This window comes from Streptomyces sp. NBC_01571 (assembly GCF_026339875.1).
In the GTDB taxonomy this organism is placed as follows: Bacteria; Actinomycetota; Actinomycetes; order Streptomycetales; family Streptomycetaceae; genus Streptomyces.
Window position 1 is genome coordinate 2,656,521 of the sequence record NZ_JAPEPZ010000001.1, and the last position, 24,862, is coordinate 2,681,382.

A 24,862-nucleotide genomic window follows, 5' to 3' on the forward strand; every position below is an offset into this window, starting at 1 on the left:
CGACCCACCAGACGTCGCCGACGTGGTCAAAGCCCCTGCTCCTGCCTGTCGTACGGTCGGTCCTGGACTCCGTCGTCGTCGAGCCCGTCGTAGGCCGCCAGCGCCTCACGGGCCGCCTGTCGCGCGCTGTCCGCCAGCTCCGGCGGTGACACGATCCGGCCGTCACGGCCGAGGCGCAGAGCCAGCCGCCGCAGCGACGCGGGGTCGGGGGTCCGCAGAGTGATACGCAGCCCGCCGTCCGGCAGTTCATCCGCGCTGTCGTGCGGGTAGTACTCCGCGACCCAGCGCCCGCCCGGTCCGACCTCGATCACCACCTCGGGATCCTCGGCGGCGGGCTGCACCAGCCCCTCGGACAGATCCCTCAGCTCGACCTCGGGCGGCGCGGAGGGCTCGTCGAGAATGCGGATCTCGGCGACCCGGTCGAGCCGGAAGGTCCGGCGCGCCTCGGAGCGCCGGCACCAGGCCTCCACGTAGGTGTGGCCGACGCTGACCAGGCGGATCGGGTCGATCTCGCGCTCGGTGAGCTCGTCGCGCGAGGGCGAGTAGTAGCGGATCCACAGCCGGCGGCGCTCGGAGATCGCCCGGTCGACGTCCGCGAAGACCCCGCCCTCGGACTCGAAGGTCACCGAGAGCCGGGAGCTGGCGCCCGCCGCCTCTCCCGAGGCGGCCTCCACCTTGGCGGTGGCGCGCAGCAGCGCCTGCCGGTCGCCCTCCCGCAGCCCGGGGAGGGTGGAGACCGCGCGGGCGGCCACCAGCAGCGCGGTCGCCTCGTCCGCGGCGATACGGAGCGGTGAGGCGACGTCGTCCGGGTTGTGCCACCAGATGCGGTCGCCGTCGGTGTCGATGTCGAGCAGGTCGCCGCCGCGGAAACTCGTCCCGCACAGCGGCAGCACGTCGAGGTCGGAGATCAGTTCGTCCTCGGTGGTCCCGAAGGCCCGGGCGACGTCGCCGACGCGCGCGCCGGGGCGCTCGCGCAGGTAGGTCACCAGGGAGAGCATCCGCCGGGTCTGGTCGATCGCGTTCGTGGGCCTGGCCGGTTTTCCTGCCACTTTCCTACGTTCCCCCTCAGCCCTTGGCCACGGCGCGCAGCCGGTCCAGCACGTCGGCCCGCAGCTCGGCGGGTTCCAGGACGACGACGTCGGGCCCGAACTCGACGAGCCACGCGTCCAGACCGTGCCCGTACGGAATCTCCAACTCGTCCCAGCCGTCTCCCCGTTCCCGGACCGAGACGGCCTTGGCCCGCAGCGGGTATCCGGAGCCGGTACGCAGCCGGATCCGCGCGGAGCGGTCGGCGATCTCGCCCGCCCAGCCCGCGACCGTCTCCCGCACGGTGACGACGTCGGGCACCTCGGCCGTGTAGCGGCCGGCCCGGGCGCGGACCTTGCCGGTGATCCGCGAGAGCCGGAAGACGCGCTCGGCACCGCGGTCGCGGTCCCAGCCCGCCAGGTACCAGTGGCCGCGCCAGCATTCCAGGGCCCAGGGCTCGACCTGCCGGGTCTCGGGGTGCGCGGCGGTGGCCTTGCGGTAGTCGAAGACGACCGGGCGGCGGTCGCGGCAGGCCAGCATCAGCGGCTCGAAGGCCGCCTCGTGCACGGGGATGTGCGGCTCCAGGGCGCCGTGGGCCTCGTACGGGTCCACGTCCTCGGGGAGGCCCGCGGCACGCAGTTTCTGCAGGGCGCCGCTCGCCGCGCCGGCCAGCCGCGCCTGCTGCCAGACCTTGGCGGCGAGGCCGAGGGCGGCGGCCTCCTCGGCGTCGAGGGTGATGGGCGGCAGACTGTTGCTGTCGCGGCGGGCGAGGTAGCCCACCTCGCCGTCCAGGTTCTCCACGGTCTCGATGACCAGGCCGAGCTCGCGCAGGTCGTCCTTGTCGCGTTCGAACATCCGGTTGAAGGAGTCGTCGGACGAGGCCGCTCCCCTGCCCGGCCTGAACGCCTCCACATAGGCCTCGATGGAATCGCGCAGTTCGCGCTTGCTGAGCGGCCGTCGTGTCCCGAGCAGACACAGCGCCAGGTTCATCAGCCGCTCGGCCTTGGCAATGGCCATCGACGCCCTTCCTATGGTGCTTCCGACCGATGACCGTACCGCTCCGGGGTGTCGTGGCAAAAGCCGAGGGCCCATGCCCGGACAGGCATGGGCCCCAGATGATCGAATCCGGTCGTATCCCGATCACACGGTGTACGAAGATCGGACCAGGGTGCGACCTTCACGATGATCGGACCGGAGTCACCGACCCCTCGGTCGTCGCATCGGAAACAGCGCTCCGCGATCGTCCGGTCCCGGAGCGCTCCCCCGGGACCGGTCGCCCGGTCCCGGGCGATGGGGAGCCGTGGCTCCCCATGCCGCTGTCAGACCGCGACCAGGTCGCAGACGAAGATCAGCGTCTCGCCGGGGGCGATCCGGCCGCCGGCGCCGCGGTCCCCGTAGGCGAGGTGTGCCGGGATGGTCAGCTGACGGCGGCCGCCGACCTTCATGCCCTGCACGCCCTGGTCCCAGCCGCTGATGACCTGGCCGACACCGAGCTGGAACTCCAGCGGGTTGCCGCGGTTCCAGGAGGCGTCGAACTCCTCGCCGGTGGAGAAGGCCACGCCCACGTAGTGGACCTTGACGAAGTCCCCGGCCTTGGCGACCGGGCCGTCGCCCTCCCAGATTTCCTTGATCTCGAGGTCCGCCGGGGGCTCGCCGCCCGGGAAGTCGATCTCGGGCTTCTCGATGCTCACGTCTCTCGCTCCTGCTTGTTCGCGTTGGTTCGCGTGGTGCCCTTGAGGCACCACCGACAGTCTCACATCCCTGACGGGCTCACATCTTCGCCAGGATGTCGACCGTGAAGACCAGCGTGGAGTCCTTCTTGATGCCGCTGCCGCTCGGCGGGTTGTCGGCGTAACCCAGGGCCGGCGGGATGACGATGAGGACGCGGCTGCCGACCTTCTTGCCCGTCAGGCCCTGCCCCCAGCCCTTGACGACCTGCTGGAGCGAGAACGAGGTCAGCTGACCGCGGCTGTACGTGGAGTCGAACTCCTTGCCGCCGTCCCACAGCACGCCCTTGTACTGCACCAGGACGCTGCTGTCCGCCTTGACCTCCTCGCCGTCGCCCTCGATGACGTAGTCCGCCACGAGCTTCGTCGGGGCCTTCACCTTCGGCACGTCGATGGAGGGGGCCTTGCCGTCGGTGTTCGTGCCGACCTTCGGGAGGTTCGCGTCGTCCTGCGCGACGACCTTGCCCTTGGCGGAGCTCTTCGCGTTGAAGGTGTTCTCGATGTCGACGACGAACACCAGCGTGTCGGTGCCCTTGATGCCCGCCTGCGTGTTGCCCTGTTTGCCGTAGCCCCAGGTCGGCGGGACGGCCATCTCGACGCGGCTGCCGACCTTCTTGCCCACGAGGCCGTAGCGCCAGCCGTCGATGATGCTGCCCTGCGCGAGCTGGATGACCAGCGACGTCTTGCGGTCGTAGGAGTTGTCGAAGACCTTCCCCGTGCTCCAGACCTGGCCGAGGTAGTTGGCCTGGACGTAGTCGTTCTCCGCGACCGTCCCGCCGTTGCCCGCGATGACCGTCCTGACCGCCAGGTCCTTCGACGGGTCTCCGCTGCCCTTGGCCACGGTCGGCTTCTCACCGAACTTCGTCCCGGCCGTGATGGCCGGCAGCGGACCGTCCACGATCTTCGGCGGCGGTACCGAGGAGGCGGAGGGCGAAGGCGACGGGCTGCTGCTGGACTTGGCCCGGTCCGACTTGTTGTCGTCACCGCATCCGGCGAGAGTGACCAGTCCTGCGGGTACGGCAAGGAGAAGTGAGCGTCGGCGCACGGTGGGGGCCTCGTATCGATCGATCTTGGTTGATGGCGTGCGCGCAACTCTACGACGTGAGAAGGGCGCCGTACGGAAAACGTACGGCGCCCCGCGTTGCGTTCCGCGTCACTCGCGGAACGCCCGGCTCACATTCCGGCGATCAGCTTCTCCACCCGGTCGTCGACCGAACGGAACGGGTCCTTGCACAACACGGTGCGCTGTGCCTGGTCGTTGAGCTTGAGGTGGACCCAGTCGACGGTGAAATCGCGGCGCTGTTCCTGGGCACGCCGGATGAAGTCACCGCGCAGCCGCGCCCGTGTGGTCTGCGGCGGCACGGACTTGCCCTCGAAGATCTTCAAGTCGTTGCAGATCCGCGCGGCTTGTCCCTTCCTCTCCAGCAGGTAGTACAGACCACGACGACGGTGGATGTCGTGGTAGGCGAGGTCTATCTGAGCGACCCTCGGATGCGACATCGTCATGTTGTGCTTGGCCCGGTACCGCTCGATGAGCTTGTACTTCATGACCCAGTCGATCTCGGTACCGATCCGGTCGAGGTCCTCCGCCTCGATCGAGTCGAGCGTGCGGCCCCACAGTTCGAGAACCTGCTCGACGGTGCCCGTGCGGATGCCGCGGCGCTCGCAGAAGTCCACGGCCTTCTCGTAGTACTCGCGCTGCACCTCGAGGGCGGAGGCCTCACGGCCACTGGCCAGCCGCACCTTGCGGCGGCCCGTGATGTCGTGGCTCACCTCGCGGATCGCCCGGATCGGGTTCTCCAGAGTGAGGTCGCGCATCACCGTGCCGGCCTCGATCATGCGCAGCACCAGGTCGGTGGCGCCGACCTTCAGGAGCATGGTCGTCTCGGACATGTTCGAGTCGCCCACGATGACGTGCAGCCGGCGGTAGCGCTCGGCGTCGGCGTGCGGTTCGTCGCGGGTGTTGATGATGGGCCGGGAGCGGGTCGTCGCGGAGCTGACGCCCTCCCAGATGTGCTCGGCACGCTGGCTGACGCAGTACACGGCGCCGCGCGGAGTCTGCAACACCTTGCCGGCCCCGCACAGCAGCTGCCGCGTGACCAGGAACGGGATGAGGATGTCCGCGAGTCGGGAGAACTCCCCGTGGCGGGCCACCAGGTAGTTCTCGTGGCACCCGTACGAGTTGCCGGCCGAGTCGGTGTTGTTCTTGAACAGGTAGACGTCGCCCGCGATTCCTTCCTCGTGCAGGCGTCGTTCTGCGTCCACCAGGAGTCCTTCGAGAATGCGCTCGCCGGCTTTGTCGTGGGTGACGAGTTCCGTCACGTTGTCACATTCGGGTGTCGCGTATTCCGGATGTGATCCCACGTCGAGATAGAGGCGGGCACCGTTCCGCAGAAAGACATTGCTGCTGCGGCCCCATGACACGACACGGCGGAAGAGGTACCGCGCCACCTCGTCGGGAGACAGGCGCCGCTGTCCCCTGAACGTACACGTGACGCCGTACTCGTTCTCCAGCCCGAAAATGCGGCGGTCCATGACTGAACATTACGCCCGATCCCCCGAGCTGAAACGGGGTTCGACGGCACGGTTTGGATCATTTTCCGATGAGACCGCAACTACCGCACCGTCCCCGGTAGCTGCGAGGACCCGCCCCGTGGCCAGCAGAACCACCAGCGCGGCGGCTCCCGCGACGCCCGGTACGGCGAAGCCCCAGACTGCCCCGCCCCACTCCACGACCGGACCCGCGAGGCCCGTTCCGACCGACGCGCCCACGGTGAACGTGGTCACAAGCCAGGAAAACGCCTCGGTGACGGTGCCCTTAGGGGCATGCCGGTCCACGATGATGAACGCGCACGCGATGCAGGGCGCGAGGAACACTCCGGCGAGGGCCGTGAGGGCCGTCATGGCGACCGCGCCCGGCATCAGCAGGAGCGGCAGGTAACACACCGCCAGGAAGGCCACCAGCACGCGCAGTCGCCGCTCGGGCGCGCCGGTCCACTGCCGCGCCCCGTACACCGTGCCGCCGACGAGCGCGCCGAGGCCCAGGGCCGCCATCAGCCAGCCGTACACCGCGTCCCCGCCGTGGTCGTCGGCGTACGACACGGCGGCGACCGTGATCGAGCCGAGCGCGGACCCCACGAACAGGAACGCGCCGAGCAGGGCCAGCAGCCCCGGCGAGCGCAGCGCGCCGAGCCAGTGCGCCTCCCGGGGCGCCGAGCGCCACGCGCGCGAGGGGGGAGAGACGACCACCCACAGGGCGCCCAGCACCCCGATGCCGTTCAGGATCAGCAGCGCGGCCTGCGCGGACCAGAGCGACACGAACAGCGTCACCAGCAGGGGCCCGACGGTGAACATGACTTCCTGGGCCACCGCGTCCATCGCGTACGCGGTGTGCACCTGGTCGTCACGGCGCAGCACGGAGGGCCACAGGGCACGCAGACCGCCTTCCAGCGGCGGCGTGAAGAGTCCGGCGACCACCATGGAGGCGTAGGCGACGGGCAGCGGGTCGGTGCCCGAGAGGGCGAAGACGGCCATGCCGAGGGCCGAGACCAGCGCGGCGGGCAACTGGACGCGCGGCTGCCCGTAGAGGTCCACGAGCCGCCCGAGCAGCGGCTGCCCCACGGCGTTGGCCACCCCGTACACGGCGGCGAGCGCCCCGGCCAGACCGTACGTGCCGCCCTCGGCCCGGATGAACAGGACGACCGCGATGGCGGCCGTCGCGTTCGGCAGCCGCCCGGTGAGCGTGCCGGCGAGCAGCCGGGCGGCATGCCTCGCCCTGAGGATCTCCAGGTATCCCGCGGCCATGTTCCCGCCTTCTCCGCCGGGCGCCCGAGGCGACCCGAAGCTACCAGTGTTACGTATAACGTCCCGTGCCATACGTACCATGTGCGCAGTCCGCGAGTCCAGACGAAGGAGCAGGTCGCCGGTGGCACGAGCCAGCACGCGCCCCACGAGCCGGGACGTCGCCCAGGCCGCGGGGGTCTCCCAGGCCGCGGTCTCCCTGGTGCTGGGGGAGAAGTGGCGCGGCCGGGTCTCCGAGGCGACCGCGGACCGTGTCCGGGAGGCCGCCCAGGAACTCGGCTACCGGCCGAACCTGGCCGCCCGCAACCTCCGCCTCGGCCGCACTCGCACGGTCCTCCTGGTGGTCCCGGCGCTCACGACGGAGTTCTTCGCGGGTGTCTACACCGGCGCGGCGCGAGTGGCCTCCGCACATGGCTTCGGTGTGGTCCTCTACCCCTCACCCGAGGGCATCGGCCCCGCCCGCGACCCGTTCGGCTCCGCACGGGCGGCTCTGGACGGCGTCATCGCCTCCTCCATGGCCGCGGACGCCCTCACGGCGATCCGGGGCGACCAGCTGCCCCTCGTGATGCTGGACAGCGACCCGGCGGGCAGCCTGGGCGCGGCCACCGTCAACCTCGACATCCGGGACGGCGTACGCCAGGTGGCCGACCACCTGCTGGCCCTCGGACACCGGCGTTTCCTGCACCTGGGGGCGGACATCGCGTCCTGGACCTTCGAGGTGCGCGCCCGCGAACTGGCCGCCCGGCTGGCGAGCGTCCCTGGCACACGGCTGCGCACGGCCCGCGCCCCGATCTCCATCGAGCACTCCCGCGCGGCCGCCGAGACGGCCCTGTCCGCGCCCGGACCCCGGCCCACGGCCCTGGTCTGCGACGACGACAACCTCGCGGCCGGCGCCTACAAGGCGGCCCGCCGTCTGGGCCTGCGGGTGCCCGACGACCTCTCGATCACGGGTCTCGACGACCTGGCGCTCGCCCGCGCCATCGACCCCGAGCTGACCACGGTCCGCCTGGACGCCGAGCTGTTCGGTGAACGGGGCATGGAGGCCCTCCTCGCCGTCCTGGACGGCCGCACACCGCCCGAGGGAGACATCCCGGTCGAACTGGTCGTACGGGGCTCCACGGCCCCGCCCGGCTAGCTCCTCCCACCGCCACGCCCCGCCCAGCCGGCTCCTCCCGCCCATCCGACGGGGCTCCACGGCGCCGCGCGGGCCCCTCGCTGTCCGAGGCCGCCCGGACATGGCTGCGCCCCGCCCACCGGACGGCCGGTGCGCGGGGCGCGAGCGGGATCACTCGTCGTCTTCGGGGTCCTCGGCCTCGGTGGCGGTGGACGCGCCGCCCTCCTCGAGCAGGCGGGCCAGCTGGCGCCCGACGATGCGCTTGAACTTGCGCTGCTGCGGGCGCGTACGGTCCAGGATCGCCACCTCCAGGCGCTCGGCGGGGATCTCCCGCTCGCCGCCGTTCGGCTCCCGCGACAGCGACTGCACGGCCAGCTTCAGGGCCTCGGCCAGCGACATGCCGTCCTGGTGGCGCTGGTCCAGATAGTTGCTGATCTGCTCGGCGTTGCCGCCGACCGCGACCGACCCGTGCTCGTCCACGATCGATCCGTCGTGCGGCAGCCGGTAGATCTGGTCCCCGTCGGGGGTCTCCCCCACCTCGGCGACCACGAGCTCCACCTCGTACGGCTTCTCGGCCGCGCTGGAGAAGATCGTGCCCAGCGTCTGGGCGTACACGTTGGCCAGACCGCGCGCGGTCACGTCGTCGCGGTCGTAGGTGTAGCCGCGCAGATCGGCGTAGCGCACACCGCCGATCCGCAGGTTCTCGTACTCGTTGTACTTCCCGGCGGCCGCGAAGCCGATCCGGTCGTAGATCTCGCTGAACTTGTGCAGCGCGCGGGACGGGTTCTCGCCGACGAACACGATGCCGTCGGCGTACTGCAGCACGACGAGGCTGCGACCGCGGGCGATGCCCTTGCGGGCGTACTCCGCACGGTCGGCCATGGCCTGCTGGGGTGAGACATAGAACGGCGTCGACACCGGTTATCCGTCCCTTTCTGTCGAAGTCACAGGGTCACCTGGGTAGAGAGGCCGGGCTCAGAGCAGCGCGGCCCGCGGGCCGTCCGGCTGCTCCAGGCGCCGCTCGAGGATCGCGCGGGCGATCTCTGAGGACTCCTCGTCGGTGAGACGGCGGAATCCCTCTTCGGTGATCACGGTGACGATCGGGTAGATCCGGCGGGCGACATCGGGACCGCCCGTTGCCGAGTCGTCGTCGGCCGCGTCGTACAGCGCCTGGATGACCAGGGTGGTGGCCTGCTGTTCGGTCAGGTCGTTGCTGTAGAGCTTCTTCATGGCACCGCGCGCGAAGATCGAGCCGGAGCCGGTGGCGGCGTATCCGTGCTCCTCGGAGCGTCCGCCTGTGACGTCGTACGAGAAGATGCGGCCCTTCTCGCGGTCCACGTCGTAGCCGGCGAAGAGGGGCACCACGGCGAGGCCCTGCATGGCCATGCCGAGGTTGGAACGGATCATGGTGGAGAGGCGGTTGGCCTTGCCCTCCAGGGAGAGCGTGGCGCCCTCGACCTTCTCGAAGTGCTCCAGCTCCAGCTGGAACAGCTTGACCATCTCGACGGCCAGGCCTGCCGTACCGGCGATGCCCACCGCCGAGTACTCGTCGGCCGGGAAGACCTTCTCGATGTCGCGCTGGGCGATCATGTTGCCCATGGTGGCCCGCCGGTCGCCGGCGAGGACGACTCCGCCGGGGAAGGTGACGGCCACGATGGTCGTGCCGTGCGGCGCCTCGATCACGCCCTGCACGGGCGGCAGCTGCCGCCTGCCCGGAAGCATCTCCGGCTGGTGCTCGGACAGGAAGTCCATGAAGGACGACGACCCGGGCGTCAGGAAGGCAGCCGGTAGACGCCCGGTGCTACGAGTGTTGGCTTCCACGGGGATCCTTCCAAGTAGGCGGCAGCCCGACGAACAGCGTCGGGATCATCTCCCAACTTGCCGATGGCCGAATTGCAGTTGAAGCACAGTACGCCACGGACCCTACCCGTCTCGTGGCAGTGATCCACGTGAACTGAGGGAGCTTTCAAACAGATCACACGGAGCCCCGTCCAAGAGGCCACCCGCTCGTTCCGTTCGGCCACCGTGATGTCGTAGTGGCGCTTCAGCGGGCCGGCACGCCCTTCGACAGCTCGGCGGCCCTGCGACGCGTCGACGGGCCGTCAGAGGCTGTTCCGGTGCTTGAAGGTCGTCGCGCATCGCCATGTCATTCGCGAAGGCCGCTCGCGGCTTGTGCTGCTTGCACCGCGAGCAACGCTTCACGTCTTCCTGGTCGAGTAACCCTCACACTGCCGCTTGCATCCTTCGAACCAGAGGGGAAATCACTCCCCACCCTTCTGAACGAAGGAGCGCACGAAGTCCTCGGCGTTCTCTTCCAGGACGTCGTCGATCTCGTCCAGAACCGAGTCGACATCGTCGCTCAGCTTCTCCTGGCGCTCCTTGAGGTCGTCCGTCGCCTGCGCGTCCTGCGCCTGCTCCTCGACCTCTTCGGTGGAACGCGTGGCCTTCTGCTGTCCGCCGCCGGTGTCCTTGGTCGCCATAACCCTCACCCCGCTCGGTTCGACGTTCTTGATCAGACCCTACAAGCAGGGTCCGACATCGGCCCCGCAGTTGCTACAACGTCCGGGGACCATCTCGATGATTCCCGGACGTCGCCTCTTCCACCCCGATGCGCCGACGGGGCCCCAGGGCCCCGTACGGCCGGCTCAGCCGCCCGCGAGGACCTTGACCAGGTCTTCCGCCGTGCGGCAGCGATCGAGGAGCTCCTTGACGTGATTACGCGTTCCGCGAAGCGGCTCCAGGGTTGGAACGCGCTGGAGCGAGTCCCTGCCGGGCAGATCGAAGATCACCGAGTCCCAGGAGGCCGCCGCCACGTCGTCCGCGTACTGTTCGAGACACCGGCCGCGGAAGTACGCGCGGGTGTCCTCCGGCGGCTTCGTCCGGGCGCGCTCGACGTCCGACTCGTCCAGCAGCCGCTTCATCTTGCCGCGGGCGGCCAGACGGTTGTAGAGGCCCTTCTCGGCCCGTACGTCGGCGTACTGGAGGTCGACCAGGTGCAGCCGGGCGGCGTCCCAGTCGAGGCCGTCACGGCGCCGGTAGCCCTCCATGAGCTCCCGCTTGGCGACCCAGTCGAGCTCGCCGGACAGGCTCATCGGGTCGTTCTCCAGGCGGTTCAGCGTGTCCTCCCAGCGGACCAGGACGTCCTTGGTCTGGTCGTCGGCGTCCGCCCCGAACCGCTCCTCCACGTACTTGCGCGACAGCTCGAAATACTCCATCTGGAGCTGTACCGCGGTCAGCGTGCGTCCACTGCGCAGCGTGACGAGCCGCTTCAGGGTGGGGTCGTGCGAGACCTGGTGCAGTGTGCGCACCGGCTGGTCGACCGCCAGGTCGACGGCGATGAAACCGTCCTCGATCATGGACAGGACCAGGGCCGTCGTGCCCAGCTTCAGGTACGTCGAGATCTCCGACAGGTTCGCGTCGCCGATGATCACGTGCAGCCTGCGGTACTTCTCGGCGTCCGCGTGCGGCTCGTCGCGGGTGTTGATGATGGGGCGCTTCAGCGTGGTCTCCAGGCCCACCTCGACCTCGAAGTAGTCGGCCCGCTGACTGAGCTGGAAGCCGTGCTCGTGTCCGTCCTGGCCGATACCCACGCGGCCCGCTCCGGTGACGACCTGGCGGGACACGAAGAACGGCGTGAGGTGGCGCACGATGTCCGAGAAGGGGGTCTCCCGCTTCATCAGGTAGTTCTCGTGCGTGCCGTACGAGGCGCCCTTGTTGTCGGTGTTGTTCTTGTAGAGGTGGATCGGCTGGGCGCCGGGGAGCTGGGCCGCCCGTTCCGCGGCCTCCGCCATGATGCGCTCGCCGGCCTTGTCCCACAGGACCGCGTCCCACGGGTTGGTGACCTCGGGAGAGCTGTACTCCGGGTGCGCGTGGTCCACGTACAGCCGTGCGCCATTGGTGAGGATGACATTGGCCAGGCCGATGTCCTCGTCGGTGAGCTGGCTGGCGTCGGCGGCCTCGCGGGCGAGGTCGAAACCTCGCGCGTCCCGCAGCGGGTTCTCCTCCTCGAAGTCCCAGCGGGCGCGGCGCGCCCGGTGCATCGCCGCGGCGTACGCGTTGACGATCTGGGACGAGGTGAGCATGGCATTGGCGTTGGGGTGGCCGGCGACGGAGATCCCGTACTCCGTCTCGATGCCCATTACTCGCCGTACGGTCATGCGGCCCTCCTTGCCCGGCGGCGCCCTCGGTCGGGGGCGCTGCTCAAGTACCGCTGGTGCTCCGGTGCGTGTGCGGTGCCCGTCCCCGCAACGCGCGACTCGGCGGTACGAAAGAGCCTAGAACGGCTCTGCGCTGGTGGGGAGATCATTTGCGTCATTGCTGTGCTCCAGCCGTGCCCCGGAAAGCAGTCGGCTGCGGATACCCGTGGAGGGCACCCGCAGCCGCCCTGGCTTTTACAGGTACTGACCGGTGTTGGCCACCGTGTCGATGGAGCGGCCGGTGTCCGCGCCCTGCTTTCCGGTGACGAGCGTACGGATGTAGACGATCCGTTCGCCCTTCTTTCCGGAGATCCGGGCCCAGTCGTCCGGGTTGGTGGTGTTCGGCAGGTCCTCGTTCTCCTTGAACTCGTCCACGCACGCCTGGAGGAGGTGGGAGACCCGGAGGCCCTTCTGGTTCTGTTCGAGGAAGGCCTTGATGGCCGCCTTCTTGGCGCGGCCCACGATGTTCTCGATCATGGCGCCGGAATTGAAGTCCTTGAAGTACAGGACTTCCTTGTCGCCGTTGGCGTACGTGACCTCGAGGAAGCGGTTTTCCTCGGATTCGGCGTACATCTGCTCCACGGCGGTCTGGATCATGCCGTGGACGGTGGCCGCCCGGTCCCCGCCGTGCTCTCCGAGGTCGTCGGAGTGCAGCGGGAGGCGCTGGGTGAGGTACTTCGCGAAGATGTCCTTGGCGGCCTCGGCGTCCGGGCGCTCGATCTTGATCTTCACATCGAGTCGTCCGGGGCGCAGGATCGCGGGGTCGATCATGTCCTCACGGTTCGAGGCACCGATCACGACCACGTTCTCCAGGCCCTCCACGCCGTCGATCTCGGCGAGCAGCTGGGGGACGATGGTGTTCTCCACGTCCGAGCTGACGCCCGATCCACGGGTACGGAAGAGGGACTCCATCTCGTCGAAGAAGACGATGACGGGGGTGCCCTCGCTGGCCTTCTCACGAGCACGCTGGAAGACGAGGCGGATCTGTCGCTCGGTCTCACCGACGTACTTGTTCAGGAGCTCGGGGCCCTTGATGTTGAGGAAGAAGCTCTTGCCGGTGGCTTGGCCGGTGACCTCGGCGACCTTCTTGGCCAGCGAGTTGGCGACCGCCTTGGCGATGAGCGTCTTGCCGCATCCGGGGGGCCCGTAGAGCAGCACACCCTTGGGCGGCCGCAGTTCGTGCTCCTTGAAGAGGTCGGGGTAGAGGTACGGGAGCTCGACCGCGTCGCGGATCAGTTCGATCTGGTTTCCCAGGCCGCCGATCTGCTCGTAGCCGATGTCCGGGACCTCTTCGAGGACGAGCTCCTCGACCTCGCTCTTGGGAACGACTTCGTAGACATAGCCGGAGCGGGGTTCGAGAAGCAGGGCGTCGCCGGGACGGATGGTGACGTCCAGCAGCGGCTCGGCGAGCCGTACCACCCGTTCCTCGTCGGTGTGCCCCACCACGAGGGCACGCTCGCCGTCCTCCAGGATCTCCTTGAGGGTGACGATGTCGCCGACGCTCTCGTACTCCATGGCCTCGACCACGTTGAGGGCTTCGTTGAGCATCACTTCCTGGCCGCGCCTGAGCTCCTCGAGCTCCACGCTGGGGCTGACGTTCACCCGGAGCTTGCGGCCCCCGGTGAAGATGTCCGCCGTGCCGTCCTCGTTCGCCACGAGGAAGACACCGAAGCCCGCCGGCGGCTGTGCGAGCCGGTCGACCTCTTCCTTGAGGGCCACGATCTGGTCGCGGGCCTCACGGAGCGTGTTGGCGAGCCGCTCGTTCTGCGCGGACACGCCGGCCAGGTTGGTCTGCAGCTCGACGATCCGCTCTTCGAGAATCCTCGTGTGCCGCGGAGAGTCGGCGAGCTTGCGTCGCAGGACGGCGATCTCCTGCTCAAGGTAGGCAACCTGCCCGGCAGGGTCATCGGACCCTCGTCCCGGGCGGATGCCGCGGTTCATGTCGTCGTCGTGGGCTGCCACGGTCCTCACCTCCTCCAAGGGGAGCTGGACGCTTCCAGACCCTACCTGGGTGGGTGTCGATTGAAACCCCTAGATCACAAAGACTGTCGAGGTGTGTCCGATCTTCACCCTTGCGCTCTCCCTCACGCCAGGGGAATACCCACCCAACATGATTGGGAAGCCGACGGAGGTAGGCTCAAAGTGTTCAACACCCGTCAGAGCTGGCCCGATTCCCCAGTCTTCGGATCGCTCGACGCAGAAAACGGCAGGAGAAATGACCGTGCAGCAGGAGGCCGGAGCAGGCGAGCAGGCGCTCGAGGTCTGGATCGACCAGGATCTCTGTACCGGAGACGGGATCTGTGCCCAGTACGCGCCGGAGGTCTTCGAGCTGGACATCGACGGTCTGGCCTACGTGAAGAGCGCCGACGACGAGCTGCTGCAGGCCCCGGGGGCCACAACGCCCGTACCGCTGACGCTTCTGCGTGACGTGGCCGACTCGGCCAAGGAGTGCCCGGGTGACTGCATCCATGTACGTCGGGTTTCGGACAGGGTCGAGGTCTACGGCCCCGACGTGGAGTGACCCGGAAGCCACTCCACGTGACGGATTGTCTCTTTTCTCACATTCTTCTCATACGCTCTGGGCGGCCGAAGGCGTCGAGCGGATGAACGCTCCGTTCCTCCACTGCCACTTGGCCCGGTCCTTCACGTCCGGGCAGCAACTCGGCACGTCGGCCGACGAGTAGCCGAGCAGGGTCGCGGTGACGGCGCCGTCACGTACCGCGAAGCCCGTGACGCTCAGCCGGTCCTTCGGGTCGACCAGGGTGGCCACGATCCGGGGTTTCTTCGCCACCCCGCCCTGGGTGAGGACGTAGACACCGTTGGGCGGGGTGCCCGAGCCCGCGTCGCAGCGGACCACGGCGACCGTCTCCGGGCTGCCGTCGCCGTCGAGGTCCCCGGACGCCTTCTTCTGTACGACGACCTCGGCGGGCCCGCACTCGAGCGGGAACGTGACGGCCGCGGGGTCCGGGGGCGCGATCGCGGCCGGGGCGGCCTTCGCCCCGGGGCCGGGCTGGGCCGCCGTGGCCGGTCCGGGCTGGACGACCGAGGAGAGGGCGACGACTCCGGCCAGGGCGGTGGCCGTCGCCAGCCAGTGGATGGGACGGGTGTGCGTGTGTGCCAGTTCCGGGACGACGGATTGCTGCACTGGGAGCGTCTCCTGGGAGGGCTGTGCCGGTGGGGGTGGAGTGGCCAGCATGGTGCCACACGTCACAGTCGGGTGGAACGGCGGGGTCCGGACTTCTGGCGGCGCGTCAACACGAACGCGCCCTGCCCCAGTTGCGGAAAGGCCTGTGGCCGGGTCCCGGGTGTCTCCGGGAACTCGGCCACAGGGGTGGAGCGTTGGGTACGGGCGCGGCGGGGACGCCGGCCGGATCAGCGGGCGGTGCCGCCGTCGGCGTTGGGCCCGGCGTAGTCCTCGCCGTAGGCGCCCTTGGCGGGGCGGCGGCGGCGCATGGGCGGCTCGACGCCGTCCGCGAGTCGGCGGGCGGTGAGCAGGAAGCCGGTGTGACCGATCATCCGGTGGTCCGGACGGACGGCGAGGCCCTCGATGTGCCAGTTGCGGATCATCGATTCCCAGGCGGTCGGCTCGTTGAAGGAGCCGATCTCGCGGATGGACTCGACGGTCCGCGCGAGCTGGGTGGTCGTCGCCACGTAGCAGCACAGGATGCCGCCGGGGACGAGCGCCTTGGAGACGGCCTCCAGGCACTCCCAGGGGGCGAGCATGTCGAGGATGACGCGGTCGACCTCGGTGTCGCTCAGGTTGTCCTGGAGGTCGCCGACGGTGAGCTGCCAGGCGGGGTGCGGGCCGCCGAAGTAGCGCTCCACGTTCTGCTGGGCGATCTCCGCGAAGTCCTCGCGGCGCTCGTAGGAGTGCAGCATGCCCTGGTCGCCGATGGCGCGCAGCAGGAAGCTGCTGAGCGAGCCGGAGCCGACGCCCGCCTCCACGACGCGTGCGCCGGGGAAGATGTCGGCGAAGGCCAGGATCTGCCCCGCGTCCTTGGGGTAGACCACGGCGGCACCGCGGGGCATGGACAGGACGTAGTCGGGGAGCAGGGGGCGCAGCGCGAGATAGGCGACGTTCCCCGTGGTGCGGACAACGCTGCCCTCGGGAGCACCGATCAGCTCGTCGTGCGGGAAGGAACCCTTGTGGGTGTGGAAGTTCTTCCCGGCCTCGAGCGTGAACGTGTAGTGGCGGCCCTTGGGGTCGGTCAGCTGAACCTGGTCCCCGACCTTGAAGGGCCCGCGCCTGCGGGCGGCACCGGTCGGTTCGGACATGTGAACAGCCTACCGGTCCCCGCGCGGGGCGCCGACCATGGCCGGTGCGGGGAGCCACCGTGGGTGGCGTGTGGCCGGCGGCGCCCACGAGGCAGCGCCGCGCACCGCACGGCCCCGCAGCGCACGGGGGAGCTCAGGAGGGCCTGGCCATCGCCTTGACGAAGGCGCGCTCGACGTCCGCCGCCGAGAGGACCCCGTAGATCTCGCCCGAGTCCTCCACCACCAGGTACTCGGTCGCGGGGGTCGCGCGCAGGACGTCGAGGAGGGGCTCGCCCGCGAGCTCGGCGGAGACGCGCATGCCGTCGGTGATGTCCTGGGCGAGGCCGCTGACGGCGACCCAGGGGCGGCGGTGTTCCGGTACGCCGACGATGGCCGCCTCGCGCACCAGGGAGACGGGCTCGCCGTTGGCGTCGACGACGACCAGGGCGCGGGCGCCCGCGGCGTTGGCGCGGCGCAGCGCCTCGGAGAGGGGGGTGCTGGTCTCGACCGGGACCGCTCGCCGGGTGAGCGAGCGGGCCCGCAGTTCGGGCAGGTGTTCGCGCAGCCGGGCCATGCGGAGGCTGTTGCCGGCGCCGGTCCAGATGATGGCGGCGAGGATGGCGGCCAGCAGGGCGTCGGTGACCGTGTCCATGCCGCCGATGTTGTCCTGGGTCTCGCCGAGCGCTCCGGACTGGGTGAGCAGGGGCAGCCCGATCAGGACGGAGACGGCGAGCGCGCGGCCGACCCAGGCCGCCGCGATCGTGCCGCTCATCGGCCTGCCGGTGATCTTCCAGACGACGGCGCGGAGCATCCGGCCGCCGTCCAGGGGCAGACCGGGGAGCAGATTGAAGGCGGCCACGATCAGGTTGGAGACCATCAGGCCGGCCAGCAGGACACCGGGGACCGTGCCGGGCTCGACGGCAAGCATGGCGAGGTAGAAGAGGCCGGAGAGGACCAGCGAGAGCAGCGGTCCGACGAAGGCCAGCACGAACTCGCGGCCCGGGGTCTCGGCCTCCTTCTCGATCTCGGACACCCCGCCGAAGAACTGCAGCTGGATCCGGCGGACCGGCAGCTTGAAGCGCAGGGCGGCGACCGTGTGGGCCAGCTCGTGGACCAGGACGGAGGCGTAGAAGGCGACCGCGAAGAAGAGGGAGACGAGGTAGCGCAGGGCGCCGAGTTCGGGCAGCACACGGTCGAGCTGGCCACCGAAGACCCAGGTGATCAGCGCGGCCACGAGGAACCAGCTGGGCGCCACGTACACCGGTACGCCGAACGGACGCCCCATCAGCAGCCCGCCACCGGGTTCCCGGCCGCGGCGCGGGGGCTTCGGCCTGCCACCGCCACCGCCGTCCGTACCGGTTCCGGTTCCGGACTGGGCGAGGGTGCGGTGGTGTGCGGTGTCCGTGCCGGTGGGCCGGTCGGGTTCGTGGGGCGCCGGGGGCGGGGACACGGCTCCGGGGCCTGCCTCGCCCGAGGCGCCGTCGCGCGTTCCCGGGCCGGGTGCGGGGGCGGCGGGCGGCGTGGTCCCGTCCGACGTGTCACCGTCCGTGCCGGGTCCGTTGTCGGAGGTGCCGTGCTGCTCGGGTCGGCTCGTGGGCTCCGGGTGGGCGCGGGTCGCGTCGGAGGCGGGGGCGTTCGGGTCGGCGGGCGGCTGCCCCGTGGGGCGCTCGTGCCGGTCCGCTCCGGGTCGCGTGGCGTCCGCGGCCGGGCCGGCGGGGGCCTGGGACCCCTCGTGGCGCTCGGTCGCTTCGTCGGTGCCGGATCGCGGCTGCCCGCTTCCGCCGCTCTCGTCCACGATGTCCCCTCGTTCGAAGCGTCTCCCGCTCCCGATCGTGCGAAGCAGGGTCTGTGGTCGATGGTATGCGTCGGTCGCGACACGTTCCGCCCCGGCACCCCCTCTGTTTTCCGTGCCGTCGCACCAGCCCCATGCGTGCACTCACTGTCAGTGGCGGGCCGTAAGGTCTTGGGACATGGAGACCAGCACCGAGGGCGCCGTCCCGCCCGAGCCGACCGCGGCTGTCACGGCCGTGCCGCCGGCGTCCCTGTCGCCCTCGCGCGCCAGCGATTTCATGCAGTGCCCGCTGCTCTACCGGTTCCGGGTGATCGACAAGCTCCCCGAGAAGCCGAGCGAGGCGGCCACCCGCGGCACGCTGGTGCACGCGGTGCTGGAGCGGCTCTTCGACTCCCCGGCGACGGAGCGGACGGCTCCGCGTGCCAAGTCCCTCATCCCCGGCCAGTGGGACCGGCTGCGCGAGACACGGCCCGAGGTCGTGGAGCTGTTCGCCGACGACCCCGAGGGCGAGCGGCTGGCGCGGTGGCTCGGCGAGGCGGAGCAGCTGGTGGAGCGCTGGTTCAGCCTGGAGGACCCGACCCGGCTCGAACCCGCCGAGCGAGAGCTGTTCATCGAGGCCCGGCTCGACTCCGGGCTGAAGCTGCGCGGCATCATCGACCGCGTCGACGTGGCGCCCACGGGCGAGGTCAGGATCGTCGACTACAAGACGGGCAAGGCGCCCCGGCCCGAGTACGCCGAGGGCGCGCTGTTCCAGATGAAGTTCTACGCCCTGGTGGTGTGGCGGCTGAAGCAGGTGGTCCCGCGCCGCCTCCAGCTCGTCTATCTCGGCAGCGGCGACGTGCTGACGTACGACCCGGCGATCGAGGACCTGGAGCGGGTCGAGCGCAAGCTGCTCGCGCTGTGGGAGGCGATCCGGCAGGCCACCGAGACGGGCGACTGGCGGCCGCGTCCCACCAAACTCTGCGGCTGGTGCGACCACCAGGCGGTGTGTCCGGAATTCGGCGGTACTCCCCCGCCGTATCCACTCCCGGTCAGGGCGCCCGAGTCGGGCGGTACCGAGCAGGGCAGAATGGGGCCGGACTAGCGAAGGAGACTTACGTGGCCATCCGCGTCCTACTGGTCGACGACCAGCCGCTGCTGCGCACCGGCTTCCGGATGATTCTGGAGGCCGAGCAGGATCTGGCGGTCGTCGGCGAGGCCGGTGACGGTCTCCAGGCACTGGATCAGGTGCGTGCCCTGCAGCCCGATGTGGTTCTGATGGACATCCGGATGCCGCGGATGGACGGGGTGGAGGCGACCCGGCAGATCACCGGTCCGGGGCGCGACGGCCCGGCCAAGGTGCTCGTCCTGACCACCTTCGACCTCGACGAGTACGTGGTGGAGGCGCTGCGCGCCGGCGCCAGCGGTTTCCTTCTGAAGGACGCTCCGGCCAACGAGCTGGTGCAGGCGATCCGGGTGGTCGCCGCGGGCGAGGCGATGCTCGCCCCGAGCATCACGCGTCGGCTCCTGGACAAGTACGCGGGTCATCTGCCATCCGGCGACGAGCCCGTGCCGGACACCCTGCACACCCTCACCGAGCGGGAGGTGGAGGTGCTGAAGCTGGTGGCGCGCGGCCTGTCGAACGCGGAGATCGCCGCCGACCTGTTCGTCAGCGAGACCACCGTCAAGACGCATGTGGGTCACGTCCTCACCAAGCTGGGTCTGCGCGACCGGGTGCAGGCCGCGGTGTACGCGTACGAGAGCGGGTTGGTGCGCCCCGGCGCGCAGTGACCCCGCCGGTGGTGCGACCGTGGGCGCCTTCCTCCTGTACGTCCTGGAGGAAGGCGCCCACGGTCGTGTACGGGCGGGGTGCGTACGGGTGTGCTCAGTCCTTGCTGATCTCCCAGAACCGGAACACGGTCGAGGAGTCGAGACAGTTCTCCACGCCGTAGACGTTGTCCCGCGTGACCGCGTACTGCTTGCCCTGCCAGACCGGGATGACCGGGATCTGCTCGGCCACGATGTCCTGGAGCTTGTGGTACGCGGCCTCGGTGGAGGAGCGGTTGATCTGCGCGGACGTCTTCGGGAGGAGACGACCGGTGACGGTGCTGTTGCTGTAGTTGTTCTGCAGCACGTTGCCCTTGCCGAAGAAGGGGGCCGTGAAGTTGTCCGGGTCCGGGTAGTCGGGCACCCAGCCCTTCACGTAGACGCCGTACTTGCCGCGGGCGATGTCCTTCTCGTACCGGTCGTAGCGGACGGACTTCACCGTCGCGTGGAACAGCCCGCTGGCGTTGAGCTGCTGGGCGATCGCCCTGAACTCCTGGTCGGTGGCAGGGCCGTAGCGCGACGGGGTCGACCAGAGCGTCAGGGCGACCTTGCCGGTGATGCCCTGGTCCTTGAGCGCCGCGGCGGCCTTCTCCTTCGACGGGTGGGCACCGTAGGTGTTGGAGAACGCCGTGTCGTGGCCCGTGATCCCGGCCGGGATGATCGAGTAGAGCGGCGTCGCCGTGCCCTGATAGACCTTGTCGACGAGGGCGTCGCGGTCGAGCAGATAGGCGATGGCCTTGCGTACCCCGAGCTTGCCGGCCACCGGGTCGTCCATGTTGAAGACCAGGTGCTGCACCTCGGCGCTGGTGCCCTCGACGACGTCGACGCCCTTGCCGGTGGAGGTGTCGTTGGTGATGTCCGCGATGCCGTCGGCGGCCAGCCCCCGGTAGGCGACGTCGATCCGGTGGTCCAGCACCGCCGTCCTCAGACCGTCCTGGTCGCCGTGGAAGAACTTCAGCGTGACACCGGAGTTCTTCACCCTGGCGGTGCCCCGGTAGCTGTCGTTGACCGAGAAGACGGCCTGGTCCTTGCCGAAGGAGTCCAGCTTGTACGGGCCCGAGCCGACCGCCTGGTGGTCCCCGCGCAGCCCGTTCCCGGCGTACTGCCGGTGGTCCACGATCGAGCCGGCACCAGAGGCGATCTTGCTCGGGAAGGTGGCGTCGGCGTACTTGAGCTTGAAGACGACCGTCCTGGCGTCCGGGGCCCGCACCGTGTCGAGCATGGGGAACATGACCGCGGGACCGGTGGGGTCGGCGATGTTCAGCATGCGGTCGAAGGAGAACTTGACGTCCTTCGAGGTGAGGGGGTCACCGTTGCTGAACTTCAGGCCGTCCCTGAGGGTGCAGGTGTAGACCGTCGTCCCGCTGCCCGAGAAGGAGCACTCCTTGGCGGCTTCGGGCGTCGGCTCCGTGGCGCCGTTGGAGAAGCTCAGCAGGGACTGGAAGACGTTGTTGAACAACAGCCAGGATCCGGGGTCGTACCCGGACGCCGGATCGGTGGCCAGGACGTCGTCGGACATCCCGATCACGAGGGAGGAGCCGGTGCTGCCGGTGCCGCCCGTTTCCGAGCCGCAGCCTGCGAGCAGGCCGATGGCCAGCCCCGTCACGACGGACAGGACTGGCCATTGGTTGCGCATGTTCACGAGGAGGTGCCTTGTCATCGGTTCTCTGGAGCGCCGGTCCGGCGGACGCCGGCCCGGGGCGGCCGACGCCCCTGAGGACCGATCAGCTGCCCACGCCGCGACCGAGCTCCCACAGCTGCAGCGTCGAGGAGGAGTTGAGGGCCCACTCGGCGCCCGTGATGTCGTCCCGCGCGGCGATGTACTGCTTACCCTGCCACAGCGGCAGGATCGGCACGTCATCGGCCACTATGTTCTGGATGTCCGTGAGGCTCTTCGACGCGGTGAGGCGGTCGGCCTCGCGACGCGAGTCCGGGATCAGCGTGCCGCGGATCCGGGTGTTCACGTACGGGGAGCCGAGGGTGTTGTCCTTGTCGAGGAACGGCGCCAGGTAGTTGTCGGCGTCCGGGAAGTCGGGGAACCAACCCATGCCGTAGACCTGGTACGCGCCCTTCTGCTCGGCCGGGCGGAACGTGTCCCAGGGCGTGCCCTTGATGTCGACCTGGAACAGGCCGGTGGTGTTGAGCTGCTGCTTCAGCACCTCGAACTCCTGCTTGGTGACCGTACCGTAGTGGTCGGTCGTGTAGTGCAGGGTGAGCTTCACCGGCGTGGTGATGCCGGCCTTGGACAGCGTCGTGGTGGCCTTGGCCACGCTCGGGTCGCCGTACTTGTTGAAGAACGAGTTCGAGTGGCCGGTGATGGTGGCCGGGACGAGCGAGTACAGCGGCTCGGCCTGGGAGCCGTACACCTTGGCGACGAGGTCGCCGCGGTTGACGACCTCGGCCATCGCCTGTCGGACGGCCTTGCTCTTCACCGACGGGTCGTCGGTGTTGAAGCCGAGGTAGCGGATCTCGAGGCCGGGCATCTCGACGAGATCGATGTTGCTGTCCGTGCCGAGGTTGCCGAGCTTCTGGATCTGGGCCGGCGTCATCGAGCGGGTCATCAGGTCGATGTCGCCCTTGTTGAGCGCGGCGCCCATGGCGTCGGCGCTGTCGAAGGACCGCATCTCGACCTTGTTGTTCTTCGGCTTCAACAGACCCTTGTAGTTCGGGTTCTTGGTGAAGACGACCTTGACCGCCGCGTCGTTCTTGACATCGGCCTCGAGGGTGTACGGGCCGGAGCCGTCGACCTGGAAACCGTCGCGCAGCTTGCCCTTGTCGTAGTCCTTGGGGTTCACGATGCCGGCGACCGGGGTCGACAGCTTGAACGGGAAGGTCGCGTCCGCGGTCTTGAGGTGGAAGATCACCTCGCGGTCGCCCTGGGCCTCGACGGTGTCGACGGTGGACAGCAGCGCGAACACACCGCTGTCGGCCTTGATCGCCATCGCGCGGTCGATCGAGAACTTCACGTCCTTGGCGGTGATCGGGTCACCGGTCGCGAACTTCAGGCCCTCGCGCAGCTTGCAGGCGTAGCGCTCGTTGCCGGAGTCGGTGAAACCACAGCTCTCGGCCGCCTCGGGCTGGGGGTCGCCGTCACCGCGCGGCTGGACCATCAGCGTCTGCACCGTCTGACGCAGGATGTTCCAGGTACCGACGTCGTACGCGTACGCCGGGTCGAGAGGAGCCGGGGCATCCTTCGATGCGGTGAACCGGTCCGTGGTGCCGACGACGATCGCGTCGCCGCCGTTGCCCCCGCTGTCGGAACCGCCACACGCGGCGAGCACCGGGGCGAGCAGGCCCACAACGGCCGGCAGCACCAAAGTCTTGCGGTTCATGCTCGAGTTTCTCCAGAGCTGTCGTGTCCGTGCACACGCCATACAAGGGGTGGTGCGGGCGAGTCACGGGGGTTATGGCGAGGTTCTCGCGATGACATTAGTCCGCACCGCCAGGACAGCCCCCAGAGACCGGAGTTGAGTTCCCATCACGCTGCGAAACCGGGCGTGGACGCACCGATAACCCAACAGCGGAAGGATTCGTGCAGCGTTCCACCAATCGGGACACAAGGACGTCCCGATCACGCCCGAAAAGGGGACAACGGCACATGCCGGGTTCCCTGTCGACCCCCTGTCATGTGACGAACATCACACGGTCAACTTGGCCCGGGCGTACCGGAATTCGGCCATCCGTCCGCAGATCGAATTACCCCACGACGACTTCGTTCCGCTTACCCGCGGATACCCCACGGCAATCCGAGCATTCGGATACGCACGCTGGGTGAACGACTAGCGCATTTCCGTCATCAGGCCGCGGAGAAAGGCCAGGTCGACCTCTTCCAGCGAGGTCACGACCGTGCGCCCGGCCGCGGGGGCGATGGGCGCGATCGAGGGTACGGCAACCACCTGGCAGCCCGCGGCCTCCGCGGCCGCGACGCCGGTGGCGGTGTCCTCGATGACCGCGCATCTGGCCGGATCCGCACCGAGACCGGCGGCCGCCAGCAGATACGGGTCGGGGAACGGCTTCGTCCGCTCCACCTCGTCGCCCGCGACGGTCAGCGTGAAGTACTGGGGTCCGAGCGAGGCCAGGATCCGGTCGATGATGCGCCGGTGCGAGGCGGAGACCAGGGCGGTGGGAATCTCGTGCGCCGCGAGCTCCGCGAGGAGCCGGGACGCGCCCGGCATCAGCGGCAGGGCCACGCCGATACGTCGCTCGAAGCCGTCGTTCAGCAGCACCGAGAGCTCGTCGAAGGCGATGTCGGCTCCGGTGGCCTCGATCAGGAAGTTGGCGCTGCGGGTCATGGGGCCGCCGACGACCACCTGGCGCCAGGAGTCGTCGAGGGTGTGCCCGAGAGTCCTGAAGATCTCGACCTCGACGTCCCACCAGAAGCCCTCGGTGTCCACCAGGGTGCCGTCCATGTCGAGGAGTACGGCTTGCAGTGCGGAGCCTTCGGCCGTACGGGTACCGAGCGCGGGGACCGTGCTGGTCATCCTGGCGCACCTCCTTGGGGGACGATCAGGCCGGTCACCCTTCGAAGAGCGAAGGGCGACCGGCCTGCGGTGGACCGACCAGTGTACGTCGCCCGTGGCCGGAGTGCCTCCCGACACCCGCGCGGCGCGTGGCGCGGCGTCCGTCCGGCGTTTCCGCCGGACGGACGGCACGAAGGGACCGGCACCCCGTGGTGCCGCGGCGGGCACCGTCTGCGCCACGGGGCGCACGGTGCCTGGCACGGCACTGGGGCGTGTCCGCGACGTCGCGCCCGCCTCCCGGCGTCCGGCACGCTCCCCCACTGCCTCAAGGGCGTGGGAGGTGCCCCCACTCGCCGCACCGGACACAGCGCCGAGTGCCGGTTCCAGTGCCGTGCCCGTCGCACCGACAGCACGCACCGGACGCGGCATGTCACCCAGACCGGCGATCCGGTACCGCACGAACCGCGCTCGCCAGCGGCCCACCGCATGGGGAGTCGAGCCGAGTCGAGCCGCCACGTCTTTGTTCGAAGCGCCGTCGGCGCAGGCCAGGATGATCCGACACCCAGGGCCCACGCCTGCGGCGTGGAACGGCGCCGCACCCACCCCTCGAGCGCAGCCCGCTCCTCGTCCGACAACGTCAACTCGGCCTTCGGCCGCCCCGTCCGCGCCATACCGCAGGCCTGCAC

Annotated in this window: 22 protein-coding genes and 1 pseudogene; 4 read left to right on the forward strand and 19 right to left on the reverse strand. The window is 69.5% G+C overall.

All coding sequences use genetic code 11. The features are described 5' to 3' along the window. Positions 1–26: 26 nt before the first annotated feature. The 6 genes from OHB41_RS11985 to OHB41_RS12010 form a co-directional block, all read right to left on the reverse strand. Positions 27–1,049, reverse strand: a complete 1,023-nt coding sequence (locus OHB41_RS11985; protein WP_266697887.1) for a helix-turn-helix transcriptional regulator — start codon at positions 1,047–1,049, stop codon at positions 27–29. 16 nt (positions 1,050–1,065) lie between these two features. Beyond that, the gene (locus OHB41_RS11990; protein ID WP_266697888.1) at positions 1,066–2,043 is read right to left on the reverse strand and encodes a helix-turn-helix transcriptional regulator; all 978 of its coding nucleotides are present in this window, start codon (positions 2,041–2,043) and stop codon (positions 1,066–1,068) included. Positions 2,044–2,345: 302 nt separating this feature from the next. Next, positions 2,346–2,717, reverse strand: a complete 372-nt coding sequence (locus OHB41_RS11995; RefSeq protein ID WP_266697889.1) for an FKBP-type peptidyl-prolyl cis-trans isomerase — start codon at positions 2,715–2,717, stop codon at positions 2,346–2,348. 79 nt (positions 2,718–2,796) lie between these two features. Beyond that, on the reverse strand, positions 2,797–3,798 hold the full coding sequence (locus tag OHB41_RS12000; RefSeq protein ID WP_266697891.1) for an FKBP-type peptidyl-prolyl cis-trans isomerase: 1,002 nt from the start codon (positions 3,796–3,798) through the stop codon (positions 2,797–2,799). Between the two features lie 128 nt (positions 3,799–3,926). Next, the gene (pafA, locus tag OHB41_RS12005; protein ID WP_127181046.1) at positions 3,927–5,288 is read right to left on the reverse strand and encodes a Pup--protein ligase; all 1,362 of its coding nucleotides are present in this window, start codon (positions 5,286–5,288) and stop codon (positions 3,927–3,929) included. Positions 5,289–5,297: 9 nt separating this feature from the next. Continuing rightward, the gene (locus tag OHB41_RS12010; protein WP_266697892.1) at positions 5,298–6,557 is read right to left on the reverse strand and encodes an MFS transporter; all 1,260 of its coding nucleotides are present in this window, start codon (positions 6,555–6,557) and stop codon (positions 5,298–5,300) included. Positions 6,558–6,678: 121 nt separating this feature from the next. On the opposite strand from OHB41_RS12010, the gene OHB41_RS12015 reads away from it, so the two are divergent. Further along, positions 6,679–7,689, forward strand: coding sequence for a LacI family DNA-binding transcriptional regulator (locus OHB41_RS12015; RefSeq protein ID WP_266697893.1), 1,011 nt, complete (start codon positions 6,679–6,681; stop codon positions 7,687–7,689). A gap of 150 nt (positions 7,690–7,839) precedes the next feature. On the opposite strand, the gene prcA is transcribed toward OHB41_RS12015, so the two are convergent. The 6 genes from prcA to arc all read right to left on the reverse strand — a co-directional run bounded on the left by prcA (position 7,840) and on the right by arc (position 13,826). Beyond that, the gene (prcA, locus tag OHB41_RS12020; protein WP_266697895.1) at positions 7,840–8,586 is read right to left on the reverse strand and encodes a proteasome subunit alpha; all 747 of its coding nucleotides are present in this window, start codon (positions 8,584–8,586) and stop codon (positions 7,840–7,842) included. A gap of 57 nt (positions 8,587–8,643) precedes the next feature. Then, positions 8,644–9,489, reverse strand: a complete 846-nt coding sequence (gene prcB, locus OHB41_RS12025) for a proteasome subunit beta (protein WP_266697896.1) — start codon at positions 9,487–9,489, stop codon at positions 8,644–8,646. Next, entirely contained in the window at positions 9,441–9,692 is a 252-nt protein-coding gene (locus tag OHB41_RS12030; protein WP_323138369.1) for an endonuclease VII domain-containing protein, read from the reverse strand. The genes prcB and OHB41_RS12030 overlap by 49 nt, the downstream gene beginning before the upstream one ends. Before the next feature lie 237 nt (positions 9,693–9,929). Continuing rightward, positions 9,930–10,148, reverse strand: a complete 219-nt coding sequence (locus OHB41_RS12035) for a ubiquitin-like protein Pup (RefSeq protein ID WP_127181041.1) — start codon at positions 10,146–10,148, stop codon at positions 9,930–9,932. 165 nt (positions 10,149–10,313) lie between these two features. Continuing rightward, complete coding sequence (dop, locus tag OHB41_RS12040) at positions 10,314–11,825, reverse strand: depupylase/deamidase Dop (RefSeq protein WP_351722054.1); 1,512 nt, start codon at positions 11,823–11,825, stop codon at positions 10,314–10,316. 234 nt (positions 11,826–12,059) lie between these two features. After that, positions 12,060–13,826 (reverse strand): proteasome ATPase, encoded by a 1,767-nt coding sequence (arc, locus tag OHB41_RS12045; protein ID WP_099923559.1) that lies wholly within the window; start codon positions 13,824–13,826, stop codon positions 12,060–12,062. Positions 13,827–14,079: 253 nt separating this feature from the next. Between arc and OHB41_RS12050 the strand changes: the two genes are divergently transcribed. Beyond that, entirely contained in the window at positions 14,080–14,385 is a 306-nt protein-coding gene (locus OHB41_RS12050; protein WP_266697900.1) for a ferredoxin, read from the forward strand. A 48-nt stretch (positions 14,386–14,433) separates the two neighbouring features. On the opposite strand, the gene OHB41_RS12055 is transcribed toward OHB41_RS12050, so the two are convergent. From OHB41_RS12055 to OHB41_RS12065, 3 genes are all read right to left on the reverse strand, one after another. Beyond that, positions 14,434–15,009 carry a hypothetical protein gene (locus OHB41_RS12055; RefSeq protein WP_266697902.1) on the reverse strand — a complete coding sequence of 192 codons (576 nt, stop codon included), beginning with the start codon at positions 15,007–15,009 and terminating at the stop codon, positions 14,434–14,436. A 227-nt stretch (positions 15,010–15,236) separates the two neighbouring features. Further along, positions 15,237–16,139: a tRNA (adenine-N1)-methyltransferase gene (locus OHB41_RS12060; protein WP_148007688.1), complete on the reverse strand. Its 903-nt coding sequence runs from the start codon at positions 16,137–16,139 to the stop codon at positions 15,237–15,239. Positions 16,140–16,272: 133 nt separating this feature from the next. After that, the gene (locus OHB41_RS12065) at positions 16,273–17,913 is read right to left on the reverse strand and encodes a site-2 protease family protein (protein ID WP_266697904.1); all 1,641 of its coding nucleotides are present in this window, start codon (positions 17,911–17,913) and stop codon (positions 16,273–16,275) included. Positions 17,914–18,088: 175 nt separating this feature from the next. On the opposite strand from OHB41_RS12065, the gene OHB41_RS12070 reads away from it, so the two are divergent. Beyond that, a complete protein-coding gene (locus OHB41_RS12070) occupies positions 18,089–18,994 on the forward strand; it encodes a RecB family exonuclease (RefSeq protein WP_266697905.1) in 906 nt (301 codons plus the stop codon). 14 nt (positions 18,995–19,008) lie between these two features. Continuing rightward, positions 19,009–19,680 (forward strand): response regulator, encoded by a 672-nt coding sequence (locus tag OHB41_RS12075; protein WP_010988071.1) that lies wholly within the window; start codon positions 19,009–19,011, stop codon positions 19,678–19,680. 94 nt (positions 19,681–19,774) lie between these two features. Here the strand turns inward: OHB41_RS12075 and OHB41_RS12080 are convergent, their stop codons facing one another. From OHB41_RS12080 to OHB41_RS52025, 4 genes and pseudogenes are all read right to left on the reverse strand, one after another. Continuing rightward, on the reverse strand, positions 19,775–21,358 hold the full coding sequence (locus tag OHB41_RS12080) for an ABC transporter substrate-binding protein (RefSeq protein ID WP_266705807.1): 1,584 nt from the start codon (positions 21,356–21,358) through the stop codon (positions 19,775–19,777). 82 nt (positions 21,359–21,440) lie between these two features. Beyond that, positions 21,441–23,048: an ABC transporter substrate-binding protein gene (locus OHB41_RS12085; protein WP_266697906.1), complete on the reverse strand. Its 1,608-nt coding sequence runs from the start codon at positions 23,046–23,048 to the stop codon at positions 21,441–21,443. Positions 23,049–23,495: 447 nt separating this feature from the next. Beyond that, positions 23,496–24,197 (reverse strand): HAD family hydrolase, encoded by a 702-nt coding sequence (locus OHB41_RS12090; RefSeq protein ID WP_266697907.1) that lies wholly within the window; start codon positions 24,195–24,197, stop codon positions 23,496–23,498. 471 nt (positions 24,198–24,668) lie between these two features. Continuing rightward, positions 24,669–24,779 (reverse strand): annotated as a pseudogene (locus OHB41_RS52025) (hypothetical protein); the annotation flags it as partial. Positions 24,780–24,862: the final 83 nt, after the last annotated feature.

What these genes read in the sequence shown, in the direction of transcription:
- OHB41_RS11990 (WP_266697888.1), bottom strand. Translation starts at nt 2,043, where the DNA reads ATGGCCATTGCCAAGGCCGAGCGGCTGATGAACCTGGCGCTGTGTCTG.
- OHB41_RS12010 (WP_266697892.1), bottom strand. Translation starts at nt 6,557, where the DNA reads ATGGCCGCGGGATACCTGGAGATCCTCAGGGCGAGGCATGCCGCCCGG.
- pafA (WP_127181046.1), bottom strand. Translation starts at nt 5,288, where the DNA reads ATGGACCGCCGCATTTTCGGGCTGGAGAACGAGTACGGCGTCACGTGT.
- OHB41_RS12035 (WP_127181041.1), bottom strand. Translation starts at nt 10,148, where the DNA reads ATGGCGACCAAGGACACCGGCGGCGGACAGCAGAAGGCCACGCGTTCC.
- OHB41_RS12090 (WP_266697907.1), bottom strand. Translation starts at nt 24,197, where the DNA reads ATGACCAGCACGGTCCCCGCGCTCGGTACCCGTACGGCCGAAGGCTCC.
- OHB41_RS12060 (WP_148007688.1), bottom strand. Translation starts at nt 16,139, where the DNA reads ATGTCCGAACCGACCGGTGCCGCCCGCAGGCGCGGGCCCTTCAAGGTC.
- OHB41_RS12085 (WP_266697906.1), bottom strand. Translation starts at nt 23,048, where the DNA reads ATGAACCGCAAGACTTTGGTGCTGCCGGCCGTTGTGGGCCTGCTCGCC.
- OHB41_RS12070 (WP_266697905.1), top strand. Translation starts at nt 18,089, where the DNA reads ATGGAGACCAGCACCGAGGGCGCCGTCCCGCCCGAGCCGACCGCGGCT.
- dop (WP_351722054.1), bottom strand. Translation starts at nt 11,825, where the DNA reads ATGACCGTACGGCGAGTAATGGGCATCGAGACGGAGTACGGGATCTCC.
- OHB41_RS12050 (WP_266697900.1), top strand. Translation starts at nt 14,080, where the DNA reads ATGACCGTGCAGCAGGAGGCCGGAGCAGGCGAGCAGGCGCTCGAGGTC.